The organism is Acinetobacter sp. A2 (genome assembly GCF_012371325.1).
In the GTDB taxonomy this organism is placed as follows: Bacteria; Pseudomonadota; Gammaproteobacteria; order Pseudomonadales; family Moraxellaceae; genus Acinetobacter.
Map to the genome: position 1 here is coordinate 1 of NZ_JAAZQX010000003.1, position 21,684 is coordinate 21,684.

A 21,684-nucleotide genomic window follows, 5' to 3' on the forward strand; every position below is an offset into this window, starting at 1 on the left:
CAAATATCTTGATTCAGCCCTTGCTGAACATGAAATTTCAGATACAATAGCCAACCTGTTAATAACTCATTTGGAACGAAGTAAGGCATTACAAGCGAAAGCATCGAGCTTAAGCAATGTAACTAAGACCCGAACAAGTCCATAACAGTTGTGCTGGCGACAATAGCAAGAGTGAACCACCTGATCCCTTCCCGAACTCAGAAGTGAAACCTCTTCGCGCTGATGGTAGTGTGGGGTTACCCATGTGAGAGTAAGTCATCGCCAGCTCATTATTCAAACACCCTCAACTAACGTTGAGGGTGTTTTTTTATGCATAAAATAAAATGTTAAGAATAAAGACTACTAAAATATCCGTATTAAAAAATATTTATGATTTTAAATAAATCTATGTTATATCTTATAAAACGGCATAAAAATTGCTTATTAGAGCTTATTGGATTAAGTTGTTGAAAATCAATTATTTTAAAAGAGTAGTAAGATATGAAGTTATCGGTTGGACTTAAAGTTGCAAACTCCTTGTCACTGACACCGCAGTTACAACAAGCCATTCGTTTGCTTCAACTTTCAAGCTTGGAGTTAGAACAAGAAGTTCAAATTCAATTGGATAGTAATCCTTTATTAGAAAAAATCGAAGAACAAAGCAGTATTGAAAGCTTATCAACACTCGAAGACCAAGAGCGAGATCAGAAAGATTTAACAAAAGAACTAAATGCAGATCATTTGCCAAATGATTTGCCGGTAGATACGGATTGGGATGATGTGTATACCCACTTACCGACCAGTTTAGGGGCGGCAGAATATGAAGAGCGAGAGGATAATCGTCAAGGCCACTTAGGGCTAAAAGAACACATGCATACGCAAATTAATTTGTTGCATTTTTCGCAAGTTGAACAGTTAATTGCATATTGTATTGTCGATGCTTTGGATGACAATGGTTTTTTGGATTGTGAAGTATCGGAAATTACTACATCGGTGCAGCATCTATTGGCATCTATGGACTACGAAGATGAAGTGGAAGATGACGAAGTTCTAGTGGTGCTGAAACATATCCAGCGTTTAGATCCAATTGGGATTGGTTCACGGAATTTGGCTGAGTGTTTATCTATTCAACTTGAAAGTTTGGCTATAGATGTGCCATACCGTCAGGAAGCGCTACAGTTAATGCAGCATTATGAGCTTTTAATCTCGAATGATTTGCCGAAACTACTGAAGCAAACAGGTTTGAACGCTACGCAGTTACAACATGCCGTGGCATTGTTGAAAACATTACAAGCACATCCTGGTACTGCATTTGAAGATCAGGATTCAGACTACCAAATTCCAGATGTGGTAGTTAGTAAAAAACAGGATCATTGGCATGTGCAACTCAATCCAGATGTTGTGCCTAAGCTTAGAATTAATTCCTTTTATGCCAATATGATTAAACGCGCAGATCAAAGTGAAGATAATCAATATTTGCGTAATCAAATGCTAGATGCGAAAAACTTTATAAAAAGTGTTGATGAACGTCATAAAACCTTATTAAAGGTAGCGACTTGTATTGTGCAACATCAACGTGAATTCTTTGAAATTGGCGCAGAAGGCATGAAGCCTTTAATTTTACGTGACGTAGCTGATGAAGTTGAATTACATGAATCGACCGTTTCACGGGTAACGACCAATAAATATATGCTCACTCCACGTGGATTGTTTGAATTGAAATATTTCTTTTCAAGTCATGTTGCGACCAGTTCTGGTGGAGAAGCATCTTCAACTGCGATTCGTGCAAAAATTAAAAAACTCGTCTCTGAGGAAAATCCGCGTAAGCCTTTGTCTGATAATACAATTGCAAATTTGCTGAAAGCCGAAGGTATTGATGTGGCGCGCAGAACGGTGGCGAAATATCGTGAGTCATTAAATATTGCATCATCTTCTGAACGAAAAGTCTTGATCTAATTTTTAAAATCGGTCTATTCTAAGGATTCATTATGACTAAATAATGAATCTTTTTTCTTTGAAGGAATAGTTAGACATGATTTAAAGTGACCTCTACAGTGATCTGTTATTTGGCAATCAATCATGTGAACTATGCCTTCCTAATCCTAATGAAGGTGAGGGATAGAATTATGCAAATAACAATTCGTGGACATCACTTAGCTATCACCCCTGCAATTGAAGAAAATATTCGACTTAAGTTTGCACAAATGACCAAACATCTCGATCAGGTCAATAGTATGCAGGTGAAATTAAGTAAAGATCATCAAATCGATAAACATTCTAAAAAAGGCAGTGCCAATCATATTGCTGAAGCGATTATTCGCTTGCCCGGCACCGAGCTGTTTGCGCAAGCTTGTGCGGATGATATGTATACTTCTATTAAGATGATGACTGAAAAATTAAAACGCCAATTAGAGAAGCATCGGAAGATGCAACTGGACTACCAGCCTTTAGCGATTTAGCCTTAAGGTGGTTTTAAAAGAGGTTTTTGATAAACCTCTTTTTTTATTGCGATAATGTATACGATTAATGAATAATTTTTTCTATTTATAGTAAAATGACAGGTTTTTACACCGTTGGTCCTATAAGAGGTCTTTGTGATGAATAGTGAACAGCTCACTGAAATTTTAAAAGCTGCTTTTCCAGAGGCTGAAGTTGCTGTAAGTGGGCAAGGCGGCAAGTTTGATCTTCGTATTGTAGATAATCAATTTGATGGCAAACGTCCTGTTGCTCGTCAACAAGCTGTGTATGCACCATTGAATAGCTATATTGCCAGCGGTGAAGTTCATGCGGTAACAATTCGTGCAATGACACAAGAAGAATGGCGTAAAGCAAGCTTATTTGGAGCTTAATAATTTAATGGATAAATTTTTAATTCAGGGCGGTAAAAAGCTCGAAGGTGAAGTGCGTATTTCTGGTGCAAAAAATGCAGCGTTGCCACTTCTTGCTGCAATGATTCTTGCAGAAACGCCAATTACATTGAAAAACGTTCCAAATTTAAAAGATGTAAATACCTTGGTGAAGCTGATTGCGGGTCTAGGCATTACTATGTCCTATGAAGGCGACACAGTAATTGCAGATACTTCAACACTTGATAACCAGTTTGCACCGTATGAGTTGGTAAAAACCATGCGTGCCTCTATTTTGGTGCTTGGCCCATTGGTGGCGCGCTATGGTAGTGCAAAAGTATCTTTACCTGGTGGATGTGCCATCGGCTCACGCCCTGTTGATCAACATCTTAAAGCACTAGAAGCTTTGGGTGCTGAGATTGAAGTTGAAAGTGGCTATGTGCACGCTAAAGTCAACGGGCGCTTAAAAGGTGCTGAAGTGGTTTTTGATATGGTGACTGTGGGGGGGACTGAAAACATCCTCATGGCTGCAGTGCTAGCAGAAGGTGTGACTACCATTCGTAATGCTGCACGTGAACCAGAAATTACCGATTTAGCACAAATGCTGATTAAGATGGGCGCTAAAATTGAAGGCCTAGATACAGATACTTTAGTGGTAACTGGTGTTGAGCATTTGCATGGTTGTGAATATTCAGTAGTCGCTGACCGTATTGAAACAGGTTCATATTTAGCTGCTGCTGCAATTACGGGCGGTAAGGTGAAAACCACGCATACAGATCCTGCCTTATTGGAATCTGTATTAGACAAGTTTGAAGAAATGGGTGCAGAAGTCACTCGTGGAGATGACTGGATCGAGTTGGATATGACTGGTAAACGTCCTAAAGCAGTAAGTTTTAGAACGTTGCCACACCCTGAGTTTCCAACCGATATGCAGGCACAATTGATGGCTGTGAATGCGATTGGACGTGGTTTTGCTACAATTTCTGAAACAATTTTTGAAAACCGTTTTATGCATGTCCCAGAGTTGTCACGTATGGGTGCCAATATTCAGGTGGAAGGCAACGATGCTGTCGTGACAGGGGTGGAAAAATTATCTGCTGCACCTGTGATGGCAACGGATTTACGTGCATCGTTCTCTTTGGTATTGGCAGCATTGGCGGCAGAAGGGGAAACATTGATTGACCGTATTTATCATATTGATCGCGGTTATGAGAATGTAGAACAAAAGTTACAAGGTTTAGGCGCCCAAATTAAGCGAGTAAATTGATGAATGACATGAGAAACGATGATCCTAATTTTGACGTAATGGGTAATTTTGATCATGGTTTAACTTTGGCATTAAGTAAGGGGCGAATTCTAAAAGAAACTTTGCCTTTATTGGAAACTGCGGGAATTAATTTACTAGAAGACCCAGACAAGTCACGTAAATTAATTTTCCCGACCACACACAAGCAGGTGCGTATTCTGATTTTACGTGCCTCAGATGTGCCAACTTATGTTGAAAATGGTGCGGCGGATATTGGTGTTGCAGGTAAAGATGTGTTGATGGAGCATGGCGCGCAAAATGTATATGAGCCGCTTGACCTGAAAATTGCCAATTGTAAATTGATGACTGCTGGAAAAGTTGGTATGCAGCGCCCGAAAGGTCGTTTAAAAATTGCCACTAAATATGTGAATTTAACCCGTCAATACTATGCGAGCTTAGGCGAGCAGGTTGATGTAATTAAACTTTACGGTTCAATGGAATTAGCACCATTGGTCGGTTTAGGTGATTACATTGTCGATGTGGTGGATACAGGCAATACTTTGCGTGCCAATGGTTTAGAGCCTTTGGAAGAAATTTGTAAAGTATCTTCACGTTTGATTGTGAATAAAGCCAGTTTTAAACGTAAGCAGCATTTGTTGAATCCAATTTTAGCACAGCTTGAAAAAGCAGTGGCAGAACGTGAGTTAGCCAAACAACAGTCGGCTTAATCACAAACAGTAAATCAATCTTAAAAACCGCCATTCAATGGCGGTTTTTTCATGTTTGCCATTATTCTATTCTTGAATGATTTTGAACGTGAATTTCCATAAAACATGCTTGCTTCGCAATGCATAGATTCCCACAAAGCCCTTGAAACAAGGTAAACTAAAGTTTTCTATCTAACCTTGTGGGTAAATTGATGCGACGTTTATCGACTCAAGATCAAAGCTTTAAACAAGCCTTTGCAGACTTGTTGGCTTTTGAAACTGTCAGTGATCCTGAACTTTTAAAAACTGTAGATCAAATCATTGCTGATGTGCGTCAGCATGGCGATGCTCAGGTTCTTAAACTCACTCAACAGTTCGATCGACATCCAGCGCATCAGTTTTCAGAACTTGAGTTAAGTCAGGAACAACTCAAAGCTGCTTTTGATGGTCTGAGTATAGAAGTCCGTGAAGCTTTGGAATTGGCTGCGATACGTATTCGTGAGTTTCACCAAGCGCAAAAACAAGACGGCTGGACTTATGTAGATGCCTTGGGCAATACGCTTGGACAAAAAGTGACTCCTTTGGATCGTGTAGGTATTTATGTACCAGGCGGTTTAGCGTCTTATCCATCTTCGGTGTTGATGAATGCAATACCTGCGCATGTGGCGGGTGTGCCTGAAATTATTATGGTTGTACCAGCACCGAATGGCGAGCTGAATCCACTGGTTTTAGCAGCGGCTTATTTGGCAGGAGTCACCCGTGTCTTTACCATTGGTGGAGCGCAAGCCGTTGCAGCTTTGGCCTATGGAACAGAAAGCATTTCATCTGTAGATAAAATTACAGGGCCGGGTAACCGTTTTGTGGCAGCTGCGAAACGTGCTGTTTTTGGTCAAGTCGGTATTGATATGATTGCAGGACCATCTGAAATTTTGGTCTATGCTGAAGGGGAAAATAACCCTGAATGGTTGGCGATGGATTTATTGTCTCAAGCCGAGCATGATACCGTGGCGCAATCTATTTTTATTACACCAGATGAACAGTTGCTGAATCAGGTAGAACAAGCGATTGAACAGCACTTGGCGAATTTGCCAAAAGCTGAAATTGCCCGTACTTCTATTGCAAATCGTGGGGCATTGGTTTTAGTAAAAGATCGTCAGGAAGCGATTGAACTGATTAATCAGGTTGCGCCTGAACACTTAGAATTGTGTATGGATGAGCCACAAGTGATGGCTGAGGAAATCCGTCACGCAGGTGCAATCTTTATGGGGCGTTATACCCCTGAAGCGATTGGTGATTATTGTGCAGGGCCGAATCACGTTTTACCAACCTCGGGTACAGCACGTTTTTCATCACCTCTTGGCGTGTATGATTTCCAAAAACGCTCAAGCTTGATTATGTGCTCGGTAGATGGGGTGAAATCTTTGGCGCGTACTGCTGATATTCTGGCGCAACAGGAAAACTTGGATGCGCATGCGAGATCAGCGCGTTATCGTTATCAACCATAAATAAAAAGCCAACCTCCCCCTAACCCTCACTTGCGCTTCATTTTAAAGCAGTACTTTAAAACTTGCTCAGGAGAGGGAACTTACATTGAAAGAATTAGTTGTCCGCTAAAGCAATATGTAGGTTATAGGAGATTCCTCTCCCTTTGGGAGAGGTTAGGAGAGGGGAAATAAGAGAATAAAGATGTCAAATATCACCACAGAACAAATGCGATTTTGGAGCCCTGAAGTACGTGAGCTTGAGCCGTATGTACCGGGTGAGCAACCCAAAATCCAAAATTTATTAAAACTGAATACCAATGAAAATCCGTACCCACCCTCATCTAAAGTGGTGGAAGCGGTACAGCAGGTTTTAGAAAACTCGGCTGATGCACTGCGTTTATATCCTGACCCAGATGCAAGCGAGCTAAAGCAAGCTATTGCCAAACAGCAACATGTGGCTGTTGAAAATGTCTTTGTGGGCAATGGTTCCGATGAGGTTCTTGCGCATATTTTTAAAGCATTTTTTGTTCAAGAGTTGCCGATACTTTATCCTGACATCACCTACAGTTTTTATCCTGTTTACAGCCAGTTCTTTGGGGTAAAAACCAAAGTGCTGCCGCTAAATGATGATTTTGAAATTGTAGTCGCCGATTATAAGCAAGCCAATGGCGGTATTATTATTACCAATCCGAATGCACCGACCAGTATTGCTTTAGGTTTATCTGCCATTGAAGAAGTTTTGCAAGCCAATCCAAATTCTGTGGTGGTTATTGATGAAGCCTATGTCGATTTTGGTGCAGAATCTGCAGTGAAATTAGTGGAAAAGTACGACAATTTAGTCGTCTGTCAAACGACTTCTAAATCACGTTCTTTGGCGGGTTTACGTGTTGGATTTGCCATTGCACAGCCACATTTAATTGCCGCATTGGCAGCCGTAAAAAATAGTTTTAACTCTTATCCAATGGATCGTTTTGCGATAGCCGCTGCCGTAGCATCCTTTGAAGATCAGGCTTATTTTGAGGCACAATGCCACAAAGTAATTGCTAGCCGTGAGACATTGGTTGCAGATTTAACAGTATTGGGTTTTAAGATATTGCCATCAAGTGCCAACTTTATTTTCGCATCACATCCTGAACATGATGCAGGTGAATTGGCTGCAGCATTACGTGAACGTGGCATTATTGTGCGTTATTTTAATAAGCCAAGAATCAACCAATATCTACGTATTACCATTGGTACAGACCAACAAAATCAGCGCTTGGTCGACACCTTAAAACAAGATATTTTGGCTTAATTGCTTGCATTATAAAAAACGAGTGGATCAAATCATCCACTCGCTTTTTTGTGATTCAGCTTTTTAATTGAATTGTATTATTTGTCAGGTGTGTACCATGTTTTGAGTAAGTCGAGCATTGCCGAAACTTTATCAAAACATTCCTGATATTCTGCCTCACAATCTGAAGCGATGGTAATTCCACCGCCCGCCCATAATGAAACATCCTGCTGATATTTTTGAATAGAACGAATGAGTATATTCCAAGAACCTGTGCCATCGGCATCAAAATAACCCATCGATCCACAATATGCGCCACGAGGCGCGCCTTCCAGTTCATCTATAATTTGCATGGCCCGAATTTTAGGGGCACCTGTAATTGAGCCACCGGGCAAGGCCGACATCAACACATTAAAAGGATTAATCTCAGCTTTTAAGGTTGCAGTAATCTCACTGACCATGTGGTGCACTTGATTAAAAGATTCAATATCAAATAATTTAGGTGTTTTTACGCTACCAGTTTCGGCATAAACACTTAAATCATTACGTAATAAATCCACAATCATGACATTTTCAGCTTGATCTTTTTGGGACGTTTGTAATTGAAGTTTAGATTGCTGATCTAAAAGTGGATCATCATAGCGTGGTGTGGTACCTTTAATGGGCTTGGTGGTAATTTTCCGCTCTGCTTCAAATTCAATAAATAGCTCTGGTGAGCAGCTTAGAATTTCAAAATCATGGATGCGTAAATAACCTGCATAAGGCGCATTGGTCAGTTGCCAGAATTCTGCGGCAGTTGTTAAAAGCGGACCCTCAGCTTGGGCTGTAAACTCTTGTGTCAGATTGATTTGGTAGCAATCACCCGCCACGATATAGTCTTGTACACGCTTAAATGCCTGTTGATAGTCGGTGAAATCCCAGCGTGCCTGACAAGGCGTCATGAGATGGAAAGGCTTGGCGGGTGCTGTTTGAAGTATATGGTGTGCGATAAAATCATAAATTTCTGCAGCAGATTCATCTGAGCTATAAAAATACCAACCAGACGCTTCTTGTTGTAAATAACTTTTAAATTGACCTAAAAATAATGTGGGTTGCTGACGTGCCTGTAAATTAATGTGTTGTTGGGCGGCAGCATCATAACTGACAAAGCCCATCACACTACATAAAGCCGATGTATCTGTTGCTGATGGAGAAAGATATGCAGTTAAATCTAGTGTATTGGCACTACGGGCATATTGGTCTAATGCTGTTTTTTCATAGAATTCAAGCTGCTGATTTTGTTGAATACAATAAGTTTCTGCCAAAAAAGCAATCCGTGACTGTCCATTATTTTGCAAATAAATACTATGTGAAAGCCCAGCAAGTGCTTGCAAAATTCTTTCCGCTAAAAAACTGGCATCACATAATAATTTTTTAAAATGAATAGGATAGGACATAAAGCAGAATGGTTGAGAGATTAAAACTGCTATTTTACATGATTGCAGCAGATAAAAAGCAAATAACCGTTTGTCGGTAAGATGTGGATTGCGACCAACAGCAGTTGAACAAAAAATAACTCAGATATACCTTTGTATGTGCAAACCGGCTACTCAAGGAATGTGTGTCAGTGTTGTCCTCATCAAATAAAAATACAATCACTGGCACTGAGTGGTAAAACCAAAAAAATAATACTCTCGGGAGAGTAACAAGATGAAAAAATTTACTAAACTTGCTTTGGTATCATCAATCGCGTTAACGACAAATGCAATGGCAATGCAGGCAATGGACGATACTGCATTAAGCGCAACTACTGGTCAAGATGGTTTAAGCATCGGGATTGGTATTTCTAAAATCGAAATCGAAAAACTTTTAATCCATGATAATGATGGTTTGGCTGCAAAAGGTGCTGCTGGTGACCTAGGTTATGGTGGTACTGGAGATGCTGGTGCTATCGTAATTAAGGGCAATGGCGAAGGAAAAACAGCGAATCATGGTGTAGTGATTGAAGCTAATATGTCTGATTTAAGTAATCCGACAAAATATTTATTAGAATCTCATAATTTAGCAGATTTAGTCATTGATACAGATGCTGGTAATACTGCTGATGGTGGTGCATTTATTAACGTAGCTGCTCAAGTAGCTGGGCTTGAAATTAATATTGGTGAAATTGGTGTCTCTGCATCGAATGCTAAGCCAGTAGCAGGTGCTACGAGCATTCGTCGTGGTAATGATGATAAAAACTATAATGCAATTTTATCTGGCTTAACGTTAAAAACAGGTAAAATGGATGCCAATATTCAATTGGGTGCAGCGCCACAAGGTGCCATGATTAAACTTGATACCACAATGGTGGGTGGTTTAGAAATTGCAAACTTAGGTATTTTAGATAACTCTACTAAAGAAGGTACTGGTGATGGTACTGTAGGTAATCGTGCAGCAGGTGAAATCTTTATTGAAAGTATTAAGTTTGCAGATGCTAATTCTACGGACTTAACCTTAAAGCAAGATATTAGTGTGATAGGTAAGGAAGGTGCAAACAATGGCTATATTCAAATCATTAGCCATGGTGGTGCAAAAGATAATTATGTACAAGGTATCCGTTTAGGCAGTAAGACTGCTGCTTCTATTGGTGATATGGAAGTTCAAGGCTTACAAACTTATTACGGTGGTAGTACATTGCAACCTGCTGGTTATACACAAGGTGCAAAAATCACCATTTCGGGTCACTAATTTAAACACTGAAAAAGCGCGTGAATTCACGCGCTTTTTTTTACAAATAAACTGATGAGTTCGCAAAAAAATAAAGAAAGCACTGTTTTTTTTCTATAAAACGAGTATCTTTCTAAATACAAGGAAGTAGAGTGAAAACTCTAAAAATAAAAATATTAGGCAGGTATTGCCGAGAACTAAAAAGTAAAAATATATGTTAGAGATCGCTTTGGGCTCGGCATTGATCTATTACGCTGCCACACAAGCCTTTGATTTAAAAGAACAGCATCCAGAAGCTGTGCACTATACAGAAACTTTGGATTCTAGAAATAATTCATTTACCCGTATGCATAGAGAACCTGTGCAAATTAAACCTGCTTTAGAAGATCAATTCCGTGGCATTGTACGCCAAGCCTATGACTATAGCTGTGGTTCTGCAGCGTTAACGACTTTGCTCAATGGTTATGTTGGCACACAACTGAACGAACAACAGACCATGAGTGGTTTACTTCGTTATGGAGAGTATGAGCGAATTATCGAGCGTCGTAGTTTTTCATTGTTAGATATGAAGCGCTTTGTTGCTGCTTTGGGGCTAGAGAGTGGGGGGTATCGTGGTGAATTTGAAGATTTAGTCAAGCAAGGGCAGCCTGCAATCGTACCAATTTCTTATGCAGGTTTTAAACATTTTGTGGTGTATAAAGCCTATAAAAATGGGCGGGTTTATGTGGCTGACCCAGCTTTGGGCAATATTAGTTTTGATGAAGAACGATTTAAGGACGTTTGGGAAAATAACACCCTGTTCTTAATTAATGTAGCACCTCAGCATCGACAAAATATGTTGGCATTACATGAAAAAGATTTACGTCATGTTGAGGATGCTACTGTGAATCGCTATGCCTTTGTCGATATTCAATATCCACAATTTGCCATGGAAAAAATTGCAGATAAAGCATCGACTATACGTTTAGAGCGTAATTTAAATAAAGATTCTGAAAATTATGGACAGTATGAGCATCGCTATTTAAGACTCTACTACAAAAACAAATAATACATTGTTCACAACATACAAAAATAAAAAATGGAAGGGGTAAATCATGGAACGTAAATGGATGAATAAAACCTTATTGGCGCTTAGTATCCAAATGGTAATTGGGGTAGCGTATGCTGCAGAAGAGCCACAGCTAGGGGAATATGAAACAACAGCTGAACAACAGGCTGAAGTATCAGAAGCAACAACTGAAGTTTCCGCCACAACAGCTGAAACAAACAGTACTGAGGCGGTAGTGACTTCAACAAATGGGGAGCAAGCCGCTTCTACTGCATTGCAGCAACAAGAGGGTGATGCAACCAAAGAGGCCAACTTAGAAGAAGTCTTTACCTCAAATGAACGTCAATATTCATTGATGAAACAAGGTGAAATTTCATCTTACTACGACATTGATTATACCTATTATCGTGATACCCAACTTGATCTTGAAATGGCACAAGGTCAATTATATCAATTACGTGTACAAGAAAATGCTTCTCATGCTTTAACCAATACCTTTACAGCACAGTATGGCTTGCGTGACAATCTGACCTTGTCGGCATCTTTACCTTTAGTGGCAAAAACAGATTTATTAAAAGATACTACAGCTGCAGGTTTAGGGGATATTTCATTAGGCGCACGTTGGGAACCGTTCCCACTTAAAGCAGGTCGTTTGCCTTTAATTTTATTTGCCAACCTTTCGACCAAGACTGGTGATAGCCCGTATGAAATTAACCCCGTCAAAGATTTGGCTACAGGGAAAGGTTATTACTCGGTCGGTTTTGGGGCAAGTACCCGTAAATATATTGATCCTGTAGTCTTGTTTGCCTCAGCTTCTGCCAACTATGGTTTAAAAGAAAGTGGCTTAAACCAAATTCGTGGTGGGCGCATTATTGAAGAGTTTGAACCGGGTGTTAGCGGTGGTTTTGCATTTGGTTTTGCCTACTCGTTTAATTACGATGTGTCTATGACTATGTCATATCAGCAAAGCTTTAATACTGGTTCTGAATTTTTTTATGAAGGTGGTGAAAGTTATTCACCAGCCGATCAAACCAGTTCAACTTTAGCAATTTCACTCGGGGTGCGTGTATCACCAGAAACCATTGTTAATGGTACGGTGGGTATTGGTTTGACTGAAGATGCACCAGACGTGTCACTTGGTTTGTCTTTCCCATTAGATATTCTCGGTTTTGGTAAAAAAATTCGCTAAGAGGCTAGTCGCATGAAAATGATACGACTTCGCCCGTTAGTGACTGCTATTTTACTGTCGGGCTGTTCGGGCGCTGCATTTGCGCAGCTTGGGCAAAACTTATCTGTAGATATTCGCTCTTTAACCATGGGGAATGCAGTTACTGCCGATCCACCTGGTATTAGCGCGATTCACTTTAACCCTGCAGCACTGACTAAAATTGAAGGTCTACAAACTGATGTGCAAGGGGTATTGGCACATTTTGATGTGCAGCGCGAGCTTTCTGTACCTGCTGGTTATGATGTTTTTGGATACTCTGATGACCCTGTCGTGTGTAATGATGGGCCAGAGATCATGGCAGATTTCTGTACCGACTTTAAGGGGACAGTACAGGCAGATGTAGAGTATCCGACCCTTTATGTGCCTATTCTGAAAAAGTTTGTGGATTTGGGTAAGGGCATGCCGTTGGCAGCTCCAACCAATGGGATTGCCTATAATCCTCCAGGGTCAAAAGTGACTTTTGCCACGGCACTGTATGCGCCTTTAATTGCAGGCTTTGGCGCAGAAGATGGTAACCCAGGTAATTTTATGGGGCAGCAAGTAGCGCTAGAGCGTATTACTTATTTGTCACCATCCATCGCTTATCAAGTGAATGATGAGTTGTCGGTTGGGGCTTCCATTGGTATGTCTTATCAAGCCATTGCCATGAACACCGATTTACGTTTCCCGAATGAGTTGATCGGGATGTTGCGTATGGTGGATGAGGTCGTTTGTACCCCATTTAAAGAAAACTCAGACATTATTACTGATATTTTATTGCTCGGTATTTGTAATGCTGAAGAAGGGATGAACCCTTTTTCTCGCTTTGGACAAATGCAACTGGCAGTCGAACAGAGTCTGAGCCCAAGTTATAACTTGGGGATTCTATGGGAACCAACTGAAGATTTTAGCTTTGGTATGGTGTACCAAAGTGCCGCTAAAATGCGTTTAAAAGGCAAATATCATATTGATAACTCTAAAGCACCACGAGAGTTAATCAATGGTTTGATGTCATCTCCGACAGGGCAAATTCTAGCGGCGATTCTTGGCTTTCCAAGCTATATTCCAGCCAGTGAATCTGGTTTGGTATCTATGGATTTTGAATATCCTGCGCACTTTCAGGCGGGGATTAAATACAAAGTCATGCCTGATTTACAGGTGAATTTTGATGTCGGTTGGACAGATTATAAAGCTTGGGATAAATTTAAATTTGAGTTTGATCGTCAAATTTCTGCCCTTAAAATTGCAAAACTACTTTCAGAACATGTTTCTGATAGCTCTTTGGCTTTGCCGCTTGAGTTTCAGTCGCCATGGAGTTGGGGAATTGGTGTTGAATATTCAGCAACCGATCGCTTAAAACTACGTGCGGGTTATGAACCACGTGGCAGTGCCATTCCTGATAATAAACGTAACACCATGGTACCTATCAACAATGCGCGTTTGTTTGGTTTGGGCGTAGGTTATCGTTTTGATGCAGATACAGATTTAGATTTATCGATTGGCTTTTTACAGAGTAAGGACAAAATACCTGCCAATACCAGTAGCTTAGCCAACAAAGAAGGTGTGAATAACTTGTTATTAAACCCTTATGCGGGGCTAAACGTAAAAACAGATACCAAAATTACAATTCTTGGATTGAGTTATAGAACACGATGGTAAGTTCAGTACAGAAAATAAAACGGACTTTATTTTCAAAGTCGATTGTGTTGCTGCTCGCCAGCACAGGATCGGTGTGTTACGCCAATCAGTTTTACACCATTATTGGGCCAGATGGTCGTCCGATTGTGGTGCAGCGTAATGCCGCAGAAAAAAAGAAAACCATAGCCGCGCTGGAAACAGCACAAAAACAAAAGAAAGAGCAGCAAAAACCAGCTCAACCCGTTGTTCAAGCTGTGCCTACACAACAAGTGATACCAGCCACCTCACCACAACTTAAAAGTGCATCGGAAAATGCTGCTCAAAAGACTCTCAAAGAGCAAATACAAGAAACTGCACCAAGCTCTAAAGTTGTTGTTCAGCAAGCAAGAACGATGCAACAGCAGCAAAAAGTACTCGTAACTCAAGATGTTGAACAATCCAAGCCATCTTTAATTGCAGAGAACACTGACATAGCCTCAAGCACACAGAAGCTTGTAAAAGCATCTAGCGTAGATGTTGCGAAAACCAAGCCAAAAATATCGAGTGTAATCGGCTTGGAAGAAAATTCTGCATCACCTCTTTCTCAGTCTGCAATTGTGGTTGAGGCGAAAGCTGAAACAGATGCGACATCATCAGGTTTTATGGAGATGGCGGGTGAGAAATATGTCAAGAGTGAATATTTAGAAGACCAAGAATTTAATTTAGAAGGGAAAAAGCGTTTTTACAGCATGCCTGAAGGGGTAATTGATACGAAGCATGGTGGTGGTGCACGTATGCAGGTGGTTGAGCGTGAACGAGGTGTGAATCGTTCTGTTCTACAAAAAATTTTCCAAAAGAAACCAGTAATTGAGCCACAAGCAATTGTTTTAGCAGCAGACTATTATCGTGTGTCCCATGCAGAAGCAGTAGCTAGTTTGGGGCAAAGTTGTTTTACTGAAACTAAAAAAAACAAAGCCAAAGTTTTAAAAGCACAACAGGATTTAAACTTATGGCCGCGCGCGCCACTTACTGAAAAGTTTGATTATGAGTTGGTCAAAGTATCCGATTCAATTCAGAATATACAAATCAACTCTTATGCGACTAAACAAAATAATCCGACTTTTTATTGGCCATTTGTGGTATTTCTAGATCAGAAAGGTTGTGTGATTGAAGGTGCTGGCGGCTTTAGAAATCAGGATACTGCCAGCAATGGATTACGCCATGAGGTTATTGAAGGTATTATTCAGCTGCCTGCAAACAGTCATTATTTACTCTTAACCCCATTGGCTTCTGCGGTAGATATGGAACATCGAGCGCTCAGTAACCAAGGACAATTAAAACTCATTGCGATACGCTAACAAAAATAAGAGAATTCAGGATGAAAATTAGACAGATTTTACCTTTTGCGAGTACGGCATTGCTGGCAGCTTTAAGTGGTTGCGGTGGAGAAAGTGCCAACATTAATCCAGAACCAAACCCTGTACTCTACGTGAATGGAAGTTGCGCCTCGAATACTACCGACTGTGTCGAGTTTGCGTTGGATTACCCAGTTGATGGTTTGAACTTTACCTGTAGTAGTGATGCCAGTAAAACTTATATGACCTTCATTGAGCCAACGAGTAATGCTGCTACTGGAAAATGTAAGGCAGGCGATAAAGTACACTTCTTTATTCAGGAAAAGACCAATCAGCAAATTGATTTGGGCACAGTATCACTAGCAGATATTGGGGTAGTGAGTGCGGCAGGTGCAGGGTTCCCACGTTTAAGCGTGTTGGATATGGCAAGAGGCTTAACTGGTCGAGCAGCCACAAGTTTAAATAATCCTAGAGATGATACTGTTCAAGTGGCGACTGCCATTGTGAGAATTTTACAGGCTTTGTCTGTTGAAACAGGAAAATCTGTCCCGGGTGATATTCAACCTTTATATATTTCAACCCTGAAAAAAGAACAATTGGCTGATATAGGCACTTCTGTTAAGGCTGCTGATTTTAGTTCAGGTGCCTACGCTTTAATTTTACGTCCTTGGGTAGATGTGTCCCCAATTTCTCAGGAAACAGCATCTCAGGCCCTGAATACTTTGGTATATATGAATAATTCGGCATTGTATCAAGCCAATTATCCAATTTTGGCTAAAGAAGATTCTCAATTACCCCAAGGTTTATATGGTTGTAACTTAACAGATTGTAAGACAGCAACCCCTGCATTAAAGCACTTAATTGGACAATATCAGCTGATTACGGACCGTGCAGGTTATACTTTCGGTTACGGCGTGCAGTGGAAAGGGGCTGTAACAGCAAGTAGTGCTAATCCAATCTTATCTGTGAGTGGTGACCTGATTCGTAACGCACGTCCTGACCGTATGACAGCAGCTCCACAAACGACTTGGGTTGATCCGCTTACCAAGCGTATAACAGAACCATTCCGTTTTAGTGTAAGCACCAATACTGCCGATGATTTTCAAATTACTCAAGGTAAAGTCTATAACGACTATTTGATTGCGGGCACAGAGGGCTTTTATAAACTTCTGACTAAATTAAGTACAGCAAATCCTGCCGATTACGGTTTGTGGCAGCAAACTATTGGGACGGATCAGTTTAAAGGTTCATTTGATGCCTATAAATTTTTTCCAGTGAACTTTTTAGATAATCGTGTTTTTAAAACCGTGAAAAATGTGAATGTTGATGAGTCTTATATTTTCCCTTTATATGCGACCTTAACTTTCAATTTTGCGAATAGCACGGCTACGCCAGTCAAACTGGGAATTGTGCTGGATGAACATGGCAATATTCGGACAGATATTGGAGCAAATGCAACGGAAACAGACATGTCGGGTCAGTGTGCAACTCTGAGTCAATCTGAAGCAAATTTGGTAGATACAAATGGTATCACTCAACATCGTATTGGAGTTTTAGGTACAGCTGATGTAGATAATAAGGCCGTAACGTTGCGTATGATATTGGCCAATTCACGTTTTCAGCAATTGGATGGAGCTGTGATTGGTTTAAATACCAAAATTGAACAGGTGGAAGGGACTAGCAATCAAAGTATCGTAGTGGGTGGGGCTCGTGCCAATATTGGCAATTTGGTGGCTGGAAATTCGACTCATATCACCTTGTCAGACTTTAGTGGTTCTACGGTGCATTGGAGTAATATTTATAATGCACAGTTAGCGACTTACGTGAATCAGAGCACAAATCAAGCTTCTGAAGCTGATCAGGCCTTAAGTAAAATTCAAGGTGGTACCGTAAGTATGGCGGTGGCAAGTTGCGATCAGGCAAATAAAGTCCGTACCTAATCGCTTCATCATGTTGAAAACAATAAGCCCATCTTGACGATGGGCTTATTTTTTAACTGTTTGTTACTCGCTGTGGAATTAAAGCTTTCATACTTAACCCGTATGATCGGTACGAGAACCTAATGTTTCTAAATGTGTGGTGAAATGATTGTTCTTTCGATCTGCAAAGTAGTGTTGCAAAGTTCTTTCTACACTCGGGAAAGCCAGTTCTGACCACGGAATTTCATCTTCGCTAAATAGGCGTGATTCAATGGTTTCCTCACCTGCACCAAATTGACCATTCAACAATTGCGCCTTGAACAGCACATAAATTTGTCCAATACGCGGAATGTTGTACATACAATACAGTTGTTCAATCTTAATTTCTGCTTCGGCTTCTTCACGGGTTTCACGTGCTGAACCTTGTTCCATGGTTTCAAACATTTCCATGTAGCCCGCAGGTAAAGTCCATAGACCATAACGTGGCTCAATGGCACGGCGGCACAACAAAACTTTATTTTCCCAAGTGACTAAGGCACCGCAAATGACTTTAGGATTGACGTAATGAATCGTGCCACAGGCACGACATACCTGACGCAGTTGTTGATCGCCAAGCGGTATTTTAGTTATTGTTTTTTGCCCACAATTGCCACAAAAGTTCATATTGATCGTCATTGCCGAAGGGAGTTCTCAGAATAACTGAAAATTTCGACTTTGGCATCCTCTCTATCTATTGCTCGTGCATTTCAGCTATGATGAAATAATAAAACAAGGAGAACAATAAAGTATGTTTGATCATTCGCTCACGCATCTATTACAGCAACGTTTGCGCTTTTCCAAAACACTTAGAGAAGCGCATGCTGCGGTATTGATTGCAATTACAGATGAGCATGATCCTAAAGTACTGTTAACACGCCGTTCTACTTTATTAAATAACCATGCAGGCGAGGTGTCTTTTCCTGGGGGGAAACGCGATCCACAAGATACCAGTAATATTGTGGTGGCATTGCGCGAGGCACAGGAAGAAACTGCGTTAAATCCCTTTGATGTGCAATTGATCGGCGACTTGCCTATGCAAAAAGCCCGTAATGGGATGTTGGTTAAACCTGTGGTGGGGCTCATCTCTCCAGAAGTTGAATTAATTCCACAACCTTCAGAAATTGATCGAATCTTTTTTGCATCGTTGCAGCATTTGATGGAAGCACCACCCATGCCTTATGAGGTGAATTTTGCTCAACAAAAATTATACTTTCCGAGTATGCAAGTTGAAGATGAAGTGGTTTGGGGTTTAACTGCGCGCATGTTGGTGTCCTTGTTTGAATACGGTCTGGATTATCGTAAAGAATGGCCGTTCTTACTGAACTCACCCAAATTTAAAAAATAAGCTGACTTTATAACAAATACCGACATTTACACTCAAAGGAAGGAATCATGCTGTATAAATTTCAAGGTCATGCACCTAAAGCTTTACAACACCCATGGGATGGCTGGGTGGCTGATAATGCCACAGTGATTGGTCAGGTAGAGCTTGGACAGAAAGTTAGTGTCTGGTTTGGCGCGGTGATTCGAGCCGACAACAGCAAAATCAAAATCGGGCATTTTAGTAATGTGCAGGAAAATGCGGTTTTGCATACCGATGCAGGCATTGAAATGAATATTGGTGATTATGTCACCATTGGGCATCAGGCCATGCTACATGGTTGTACCGTGGGTGATAATAGCCTGATAGGCATTAATGCTGTGGTGTTGAATCATGCTGTGATTGGGAAAAATTGTATTATTGGTGCCAATGCTTTAATTCCTGAAGGCAAAGTCATTCCAGATAATTCTGTGGTGATGGGCTCACCAGGTAAAGTCGTGAAAACTTTAGATGAGTCGGCTGCAGCGCGTTTAAAAATGAGTGCTTTGCATTATGCAGAGCACTTTCCGCATTTTGTGAACTTGGAGCCTACTACGCTTTAGGGGCGTCTATTCTGTTGCTATAGGTGCGTATTCAATATAACGCTGCAAACCTTTTAGCAATAAATCTTGCTCGACTTGTGGTTGATATTGTTGCAAAAACTTGGCAAATAGCGGGGCATCGCCACCTGTTAAAATTAGTTTGCGTGGCGATTGCCGAATTACATGTTCAATGGTGCTAAGTAAACCCAATAAAATACCATGATGAACCGCATCGATGGTGCTGCGTCCTGGGGTGAGTTCATCAAAGGCCGCATCTGGAATTTTAATGCCTTTGGTATTTTGAATGAGCGCATCACGTTGTAAATACAGATTCGGTAAAATGTAGCCGCCTATATGAGTTAATCCATCAGCTAAATCAATAGTCAAAGCTGTACCACAACTGATGACACAGTAGTTTTCTTGTGGATCACTGGCAACGGCAAGCACTTGTAGCCAGCGGTCAATCCCAAGTTGCTTAATGTCATATTCACAGTGCAAGCCTGCATAATCAGCATGTACTTTGGCATAAATCACAGGCACATTCAGAGTCTTTAAAATCAAATGAATGCGTTGGTTGTTCTTCTGATCTTGTACTGAAGACACACCGACTTTATGCACATTCAGGCTTTTAAAATGTTGAATTAAGCCAAGTAATAAATCGGCAGGAGATTGCAAATGTAATTCTGCCTCATGCTCGATCACACGTTCATTCTCAGTTACCCAGTACTTCAGGCGGGTATTACCAATATCTAGCCATAAATTTTTCATGATGTTGACTCGGTGGCTAAATCAAGCGGGCGTAATCGACCTTGATAAAAAACTTCGATACCCTGTGCCGTTTCAATTTGCACTGCGCCATCATCCTGAATACCTAAAAACACACCCTCGCACGTGCCTTTAAAGTGTTCAAATTCCACTCGTTGTTGTTTGAATGCTGCATAGTGATTAAAGCGGGATGCTAAATTGTAGCAATCATGATTAAACCAGTCGCAGGCTTGCTGGATAGCAAGATAAAGTTCTGCAACTAAACTGATACGGTTTATTGAGGTTAAACCAAGCTCGGTCAGAGATGTGGTTTTTTGATCAATGACGGGTGAGCTGACAGGTGAAAGATTGAGTCCGACACCGACGATTACTTGCTGAGCCGAAATTGGCTCAATTAAGATGCCGCCCCATTTGCCTTGTGGGCTGTATAAGTCATTCGGCCATTTTACTTGTAGATCAAGCGCCTCTAGACTCGGCATTTGCAAGATATTTAACGCAACTTCTAAAGCTAAACACCCATTTACAGGTGTTCGTAAATTTAGCAATGTGCTTAAATAGATGTTCCCTTCGGGTGATACCCATTGCCGTTGACGTTGTCCTCGACCATGCGTTTGTCTGGTACTACAGACCAAGACACTCTGCACACCTTTTTGTGCAATTTCCCGTACATCATCATTGGTAGACGTGGTAATCGGCTTCAGGATGAGTACTTCTGGAAGCTGACCTGCTTCTGTGAGTTGTTGTTGCAGTTGTCGGGTTTCTACATCCATACGAATTTACAAATAGTGGAATATATTTATGGAGTTAATCATATATTTATTGATTGGTGCAATTGCCGGATTTACAGCAGGGCTGTTTGGTGTCGGTGGTGGCTTAATTATTGTGCCAATTTTATATATTGTGTTCACTCAACTCAATTATGATCCTTCGGTGTTAATGCACATGGCCGTGGGAACGTCATTGGCGACCATTATTGTGACTTCAATTAGTTCAGTCAGTGCGCATCATAAAAAAGGTGCGGTGATGTGGTCTGTGTTCCGTAATCTTGCACCGGGTTTGGTGGTTGGTGCATTTGTGGGAGCCGGCATTGCCGATTTTCTTTCTGGTCAAGGCTTACAGTTACTCATTGGTGCTTTTGCGTTGTGGGTCGCTTTTAAAATGTTTAGAGGGGCAAATGTTGCAGTAGCTCCATCTCATCATTTGCCATCTACACCAATGCAAGTCATGGCAGGCGGTGGAATTGGCATCGCCTCTGCGATTTTTGGTATTGGCGGCGGCAGTTTAACTGTGCCGTATTTAAGCCGTTATGGTGTCGTGATGCAAAAAGCTGTAGCAACTTCAGCAGCTTGTGGTTTGCCAATTGCAATTGCAGGCGCATTGGGTTTTATCTGGTTTGGTAAGCAAGCAGAAGTCGCTGTACCGAATACCATTGGTTATATTCATATTTATGCCTTTATTGGTATTAGTGTGATGAGCTTTATTACGGCAAAAGTAGGCGCTAAAGTCGCACATCGCTTATCGCCAGCAATGCTAAAAAAATGTTTCGCCTGTTTGTTGACCACAGTCGGATGTTACTTTGTCTATCAGGGGCTGCGTGCATTTTTCTAAT

20 protein-coding genes and 1 rRNA gene are annotated in these 21,684 nt (G+C 40.9%); 17 read left to right on the plus strand and 4 right to left on the minus strand.

Annotated elements, in window-relative coordinates; genetic code table 11:
• Nucleotides 1–152: 152 nt before the first annotated feature.
• The 8 genes from rrf to hisC all read left to right on the plus strand — a co-directional run bounded on the left by rrf (nucleotide 153) and on the right by hisC (nucleotide 7,556).
• Nucleotides 153–267 (plus strand): 5S ribosomal RNA (gene rrf / locus HHA43_RS01885).
• 213 nt (nucleotides 268–480) lie between these two features.
• The gene (locus HHA43_RS01890; protein WP_168541583.1) at nucleotides 481–1,935 is read left to right on the plus strand and encodes an RNA polymerase factor sigma-54; all 1,455 of its coding nucleotides are present in this window, start codon (nucleotides 481–483) and stop codon (nucleotides 1,933–1,935) included.
• A gap of 170 nt (nucleotides 1,936–2,105) precedes the next feature.
• Nucleotides 2,106–2,438 (plus strand): ribosome hibernation-promoting factor, HPF/YfiA family, encoded by a 333-nt coding sequence (gene hpf, locus HHA43_RS01895; RefSeq protein WP_096902101.1) that lies wholly within the window; start codon nucleotides 2,106–2,108, stop codon nucleotides 2,436–2,438.
• Nucleotides 2,439–2,576: 138 nt separating this feature from the next.
• On the plus strand, nucleotides 2,577–2,828 hold the full coding sequence (gene ibaG, locus HHA43_RS01900; protein ID WP_070155716.1) for a BolA family iron metabolism protein IbaG: 252 nt from the start codon (nucleotides 2,577–2,579) through the stop codon (nucleotides 2,826–2,828).
• A gap of 7 nt (nucleotides 2,829–2,835) precedes the next feature.
• Nucleotides 2,836–4,092 carry a UDP-N-acetylglucosamine 1-carboxyvinyltransferase gene (murA, locus tag HHA43_RS01905; RefSeq protein WP_168418791.1) on the plus strand — a complete coding sequence of 419 codons (1,257 nt, stop codon included), beginning with the start codon at nucleotides 2,836–2,838 and terminating at the stop codon, nucleotides 4,090–4,092.
• Entirely contained in the window at nucleotides 4,092–4,799 is a 708-nt protein-coding gene (gene hisG, locus HHA43_RS01910) for an ATP phosphoribosyltransferase (RefSeq protein ID WP_168418792.1), read from the plus strand. Before murA ends, hisG begins: the two co-directional genes overlap by 1 nt.
• A 179-nt stretch (nucleotides 4,800–4,978) precedes the next feature.
• Nucleotides 4,979–6,283: a histidinol dehydrogenase gene (gene hisD / locus HHA43_RS01915; protein ID WP_168541585.1), complete on the plus strand. Its 1,305-nt coding sequence runs from the start codon at nucleotides 4,979–4,981 to the stop codon at nucleotides 6,281–6,283.
• Nucleotides 6,284–6,464: 181 nt separating this feature from the next.
• The gene (gene hisC / locus HHA43_RS01920) at nucleotides 6,465–7,556 is read left to right on the plus strand and encodes a histidinol-phosphate transaminase (protein ID WP_168541587.1); all 1,092 of its coding nucleotides are present in this window, start codon (nucleotides 6,465–6,467) and stop codon (nucleotides 7,554–7,556) included.
• Between the two features lie 77 nt (nucleotides 7,557–7,633).
• On the opposite strand, the gene HHA43_RS01925 is transcribed toward hisC, so the two are convergent.
• Entirely contained in the window at nucleotides 7,634–8,971 is a 1,338-nt protein-coding gene (locus HHA43_RS01925; RefSeq protein ID WP_168541589.1) for an anthranilate synthase component I family protein, read from the minus strand.
• Nucleotides 8,972–9,224: 253 nt separating this feature from the next.
• Here HHA43_RS01925 and HHA43_RS01930 point away from each other — a divergent pair, with 253 nt between their 5' ends.
• The 6 genes from HHA43_RS01930 to HHA43_RS01955 all read left to right on the plus strand — a co-directional run bounded on the left by HHA43_RS01930 (nucleotide 9,225) and on the right by HHA43_RS01955 (nucleotide 17,390).
• Nucleotides 9,225–10,244, plus strand: a complete 1,020-nt coding sequence (locus HHA43_RS01930) for a DUF6160 family protein (RefSeq protein WP_168541591.1) — start codon at nucleotides 9,225–9,227, stop codon at nucleotides 10,242–10,244.
• 193 nt (nucleotides 10,245–10,437) lie between these two features.
• Nucleotides 10,438–11,271, plus strand: a complete 834-nt coding sequence (locus HHA43_RS01935) for a C39 family peptidase (RefSeq protein ID WP_168541593.1) — start codon at nucleotides 10,438–10,440, stop codon at nucleotides 11,269–11,271.
• Between the two features lie 46 nt (nucleotides 11,272–11,317).
• The gene (locus HHA43_RS01940) at nucleotides 11,318–12,460 is read left to right on the plus strand and encodes a hypothetical protein (protein WP_168418798.1); all 1,143 of its coding nucleotides are present in this window, start codon (nucleotides 11,318–11,320) and stop codon (nucleotides 12,458–12,460) included.
• Between the two features lie 12 nt (nucleotides 12,461–12,472).
• Nucleotides 12,473–14,137, plus strand: coding sequence for an OmpP1/FadL family transporter (locus HHA43_RS01945; protein WP_168461246.1), 1,665 nt, complete (start codon nucleotides 12,473–12,475; stop codon nucleotides 14,135–14,137).
• Nucleotides 14,131–15,453, plus strand: coding sequence for a putative pilus assembly protein FilE (gene filE, locus HHA43_RS01950; protein WP_168541595.1), 1,323 nt, complete (start codon nucleotides 14,131–14,133; stop codon nucleotides 15,451–15,453). Before HHA43_RS01945 ends, filE begins: the two co-directional genes overlap by 7 nt.
• Nucleotides 15,454–15,473: 20 nt before the next feature.
• Nucleotides 15,474–17,390: a flagellar protein FilF gene (locus HHA43_RS01955; RefSeq protein WP_168541597.1), complete on the plus strand. Its 1,917-nt coding sequence runs from the start codon at nucleotides 15,474–15,476 to the stop codon at nucleotides 17,388–17,390.
• 93 nt (nucleotides 17,391–17,483) lie between these two features.
• Here HHA43_RS01955 and HHA43_RS01960 read toward each other — a convergent pair whose 3' ends face one another.
• Nucleotides 17,484–18,032, minus strand: coding sequence for an NUDIX hydrolase (locus HHA43_RS01960; protein ID WP_168541599.1), 549 nt, complete (start codon nucleotides 18,030–18,032; stop codon nucleotides 17,484–17,486).
• A gap of 124 nt (nucleotides 18,033–18,156) precedes the next feature.
• On the opposite strand from HHA43_RS01960, the gene HHA43_RS01965 reads away from it, so the two are divergent.
• Nucleotides 18,157–18,753: a CoA pyrophosphatase gene (locus HHA43_RS01965; protein WP_168418802.1), complete on the plus strand. Its 597-nt coding sequence runs from the start codon at nucleotides 18,157–18,159 to the stop codon at nucleotides 18,751–18,753.
• Between the two features lie 47 nt (nucleotides 18,754–18,800).
• On the plus strand, nucleotides 18,801–19,331 hold the full coding sequence (locus tag HHA43_RS01970) for a gamma carbonic anhydrase family protein (protein ID WP_168541601.1): 531 nt from the start codon (nucleotides 18,801–18,803) through the stop codon (nucleotides 19,329–19,331).
• 6 nt (nucleotides 19,332–19,337) lie between these two features.
• Here HHA43_RS01970 and HHA43_RS01975 read toward each other — a convergent pair whose 3' ends face one another.
• Complete coding sequence (locus tag HHA43_RS01975) at nucleotides 19,338–20,078, minus strand: type III pantothenate kinase (RefSeq protein WP_168541603.1); 741 nt, start codon at nucleotides 20,076–20,078, stop codon at nucleotides 19,338–19,340.
• Nucleotides 20,075–20,845, minus strand: a complete 771-nt coding sequence (locus HHA43_RS01980; RefSeq protein ID WP_168541605.1) for a biotin--[acetyl-CoA-carboxylase] ligase — start codon at nucleotides 20,843–20,845, stop codon at nucleotides 20,075–20,077. The genes HHA43_RS01975 and HHA43_RS01980 overlap by 4 nt, the downstream gene beginning before the upstream one ends.
• 28 nt (nucleotides 20,846–20,873) lie before the next feature.
• Between HHA43_RS01980 and HHA43_RS01985 the strand changes: the two genes are divergently transcribed.
• Nucleotides 20,874–21,683: a sulfite exporter TauE/SafE family protein gene (locus tag HHA43_RS01985; RefSeq protein WP_168461233.1), complete on the plus strand. Its 810-nt coding sequence runs from the start codon at nucleotides 20,874–20,876 to the stop codon at nucleotides 21,681–21,683.
• Nucleotide 21,684 lies beyond the last annotated feature (1 nt).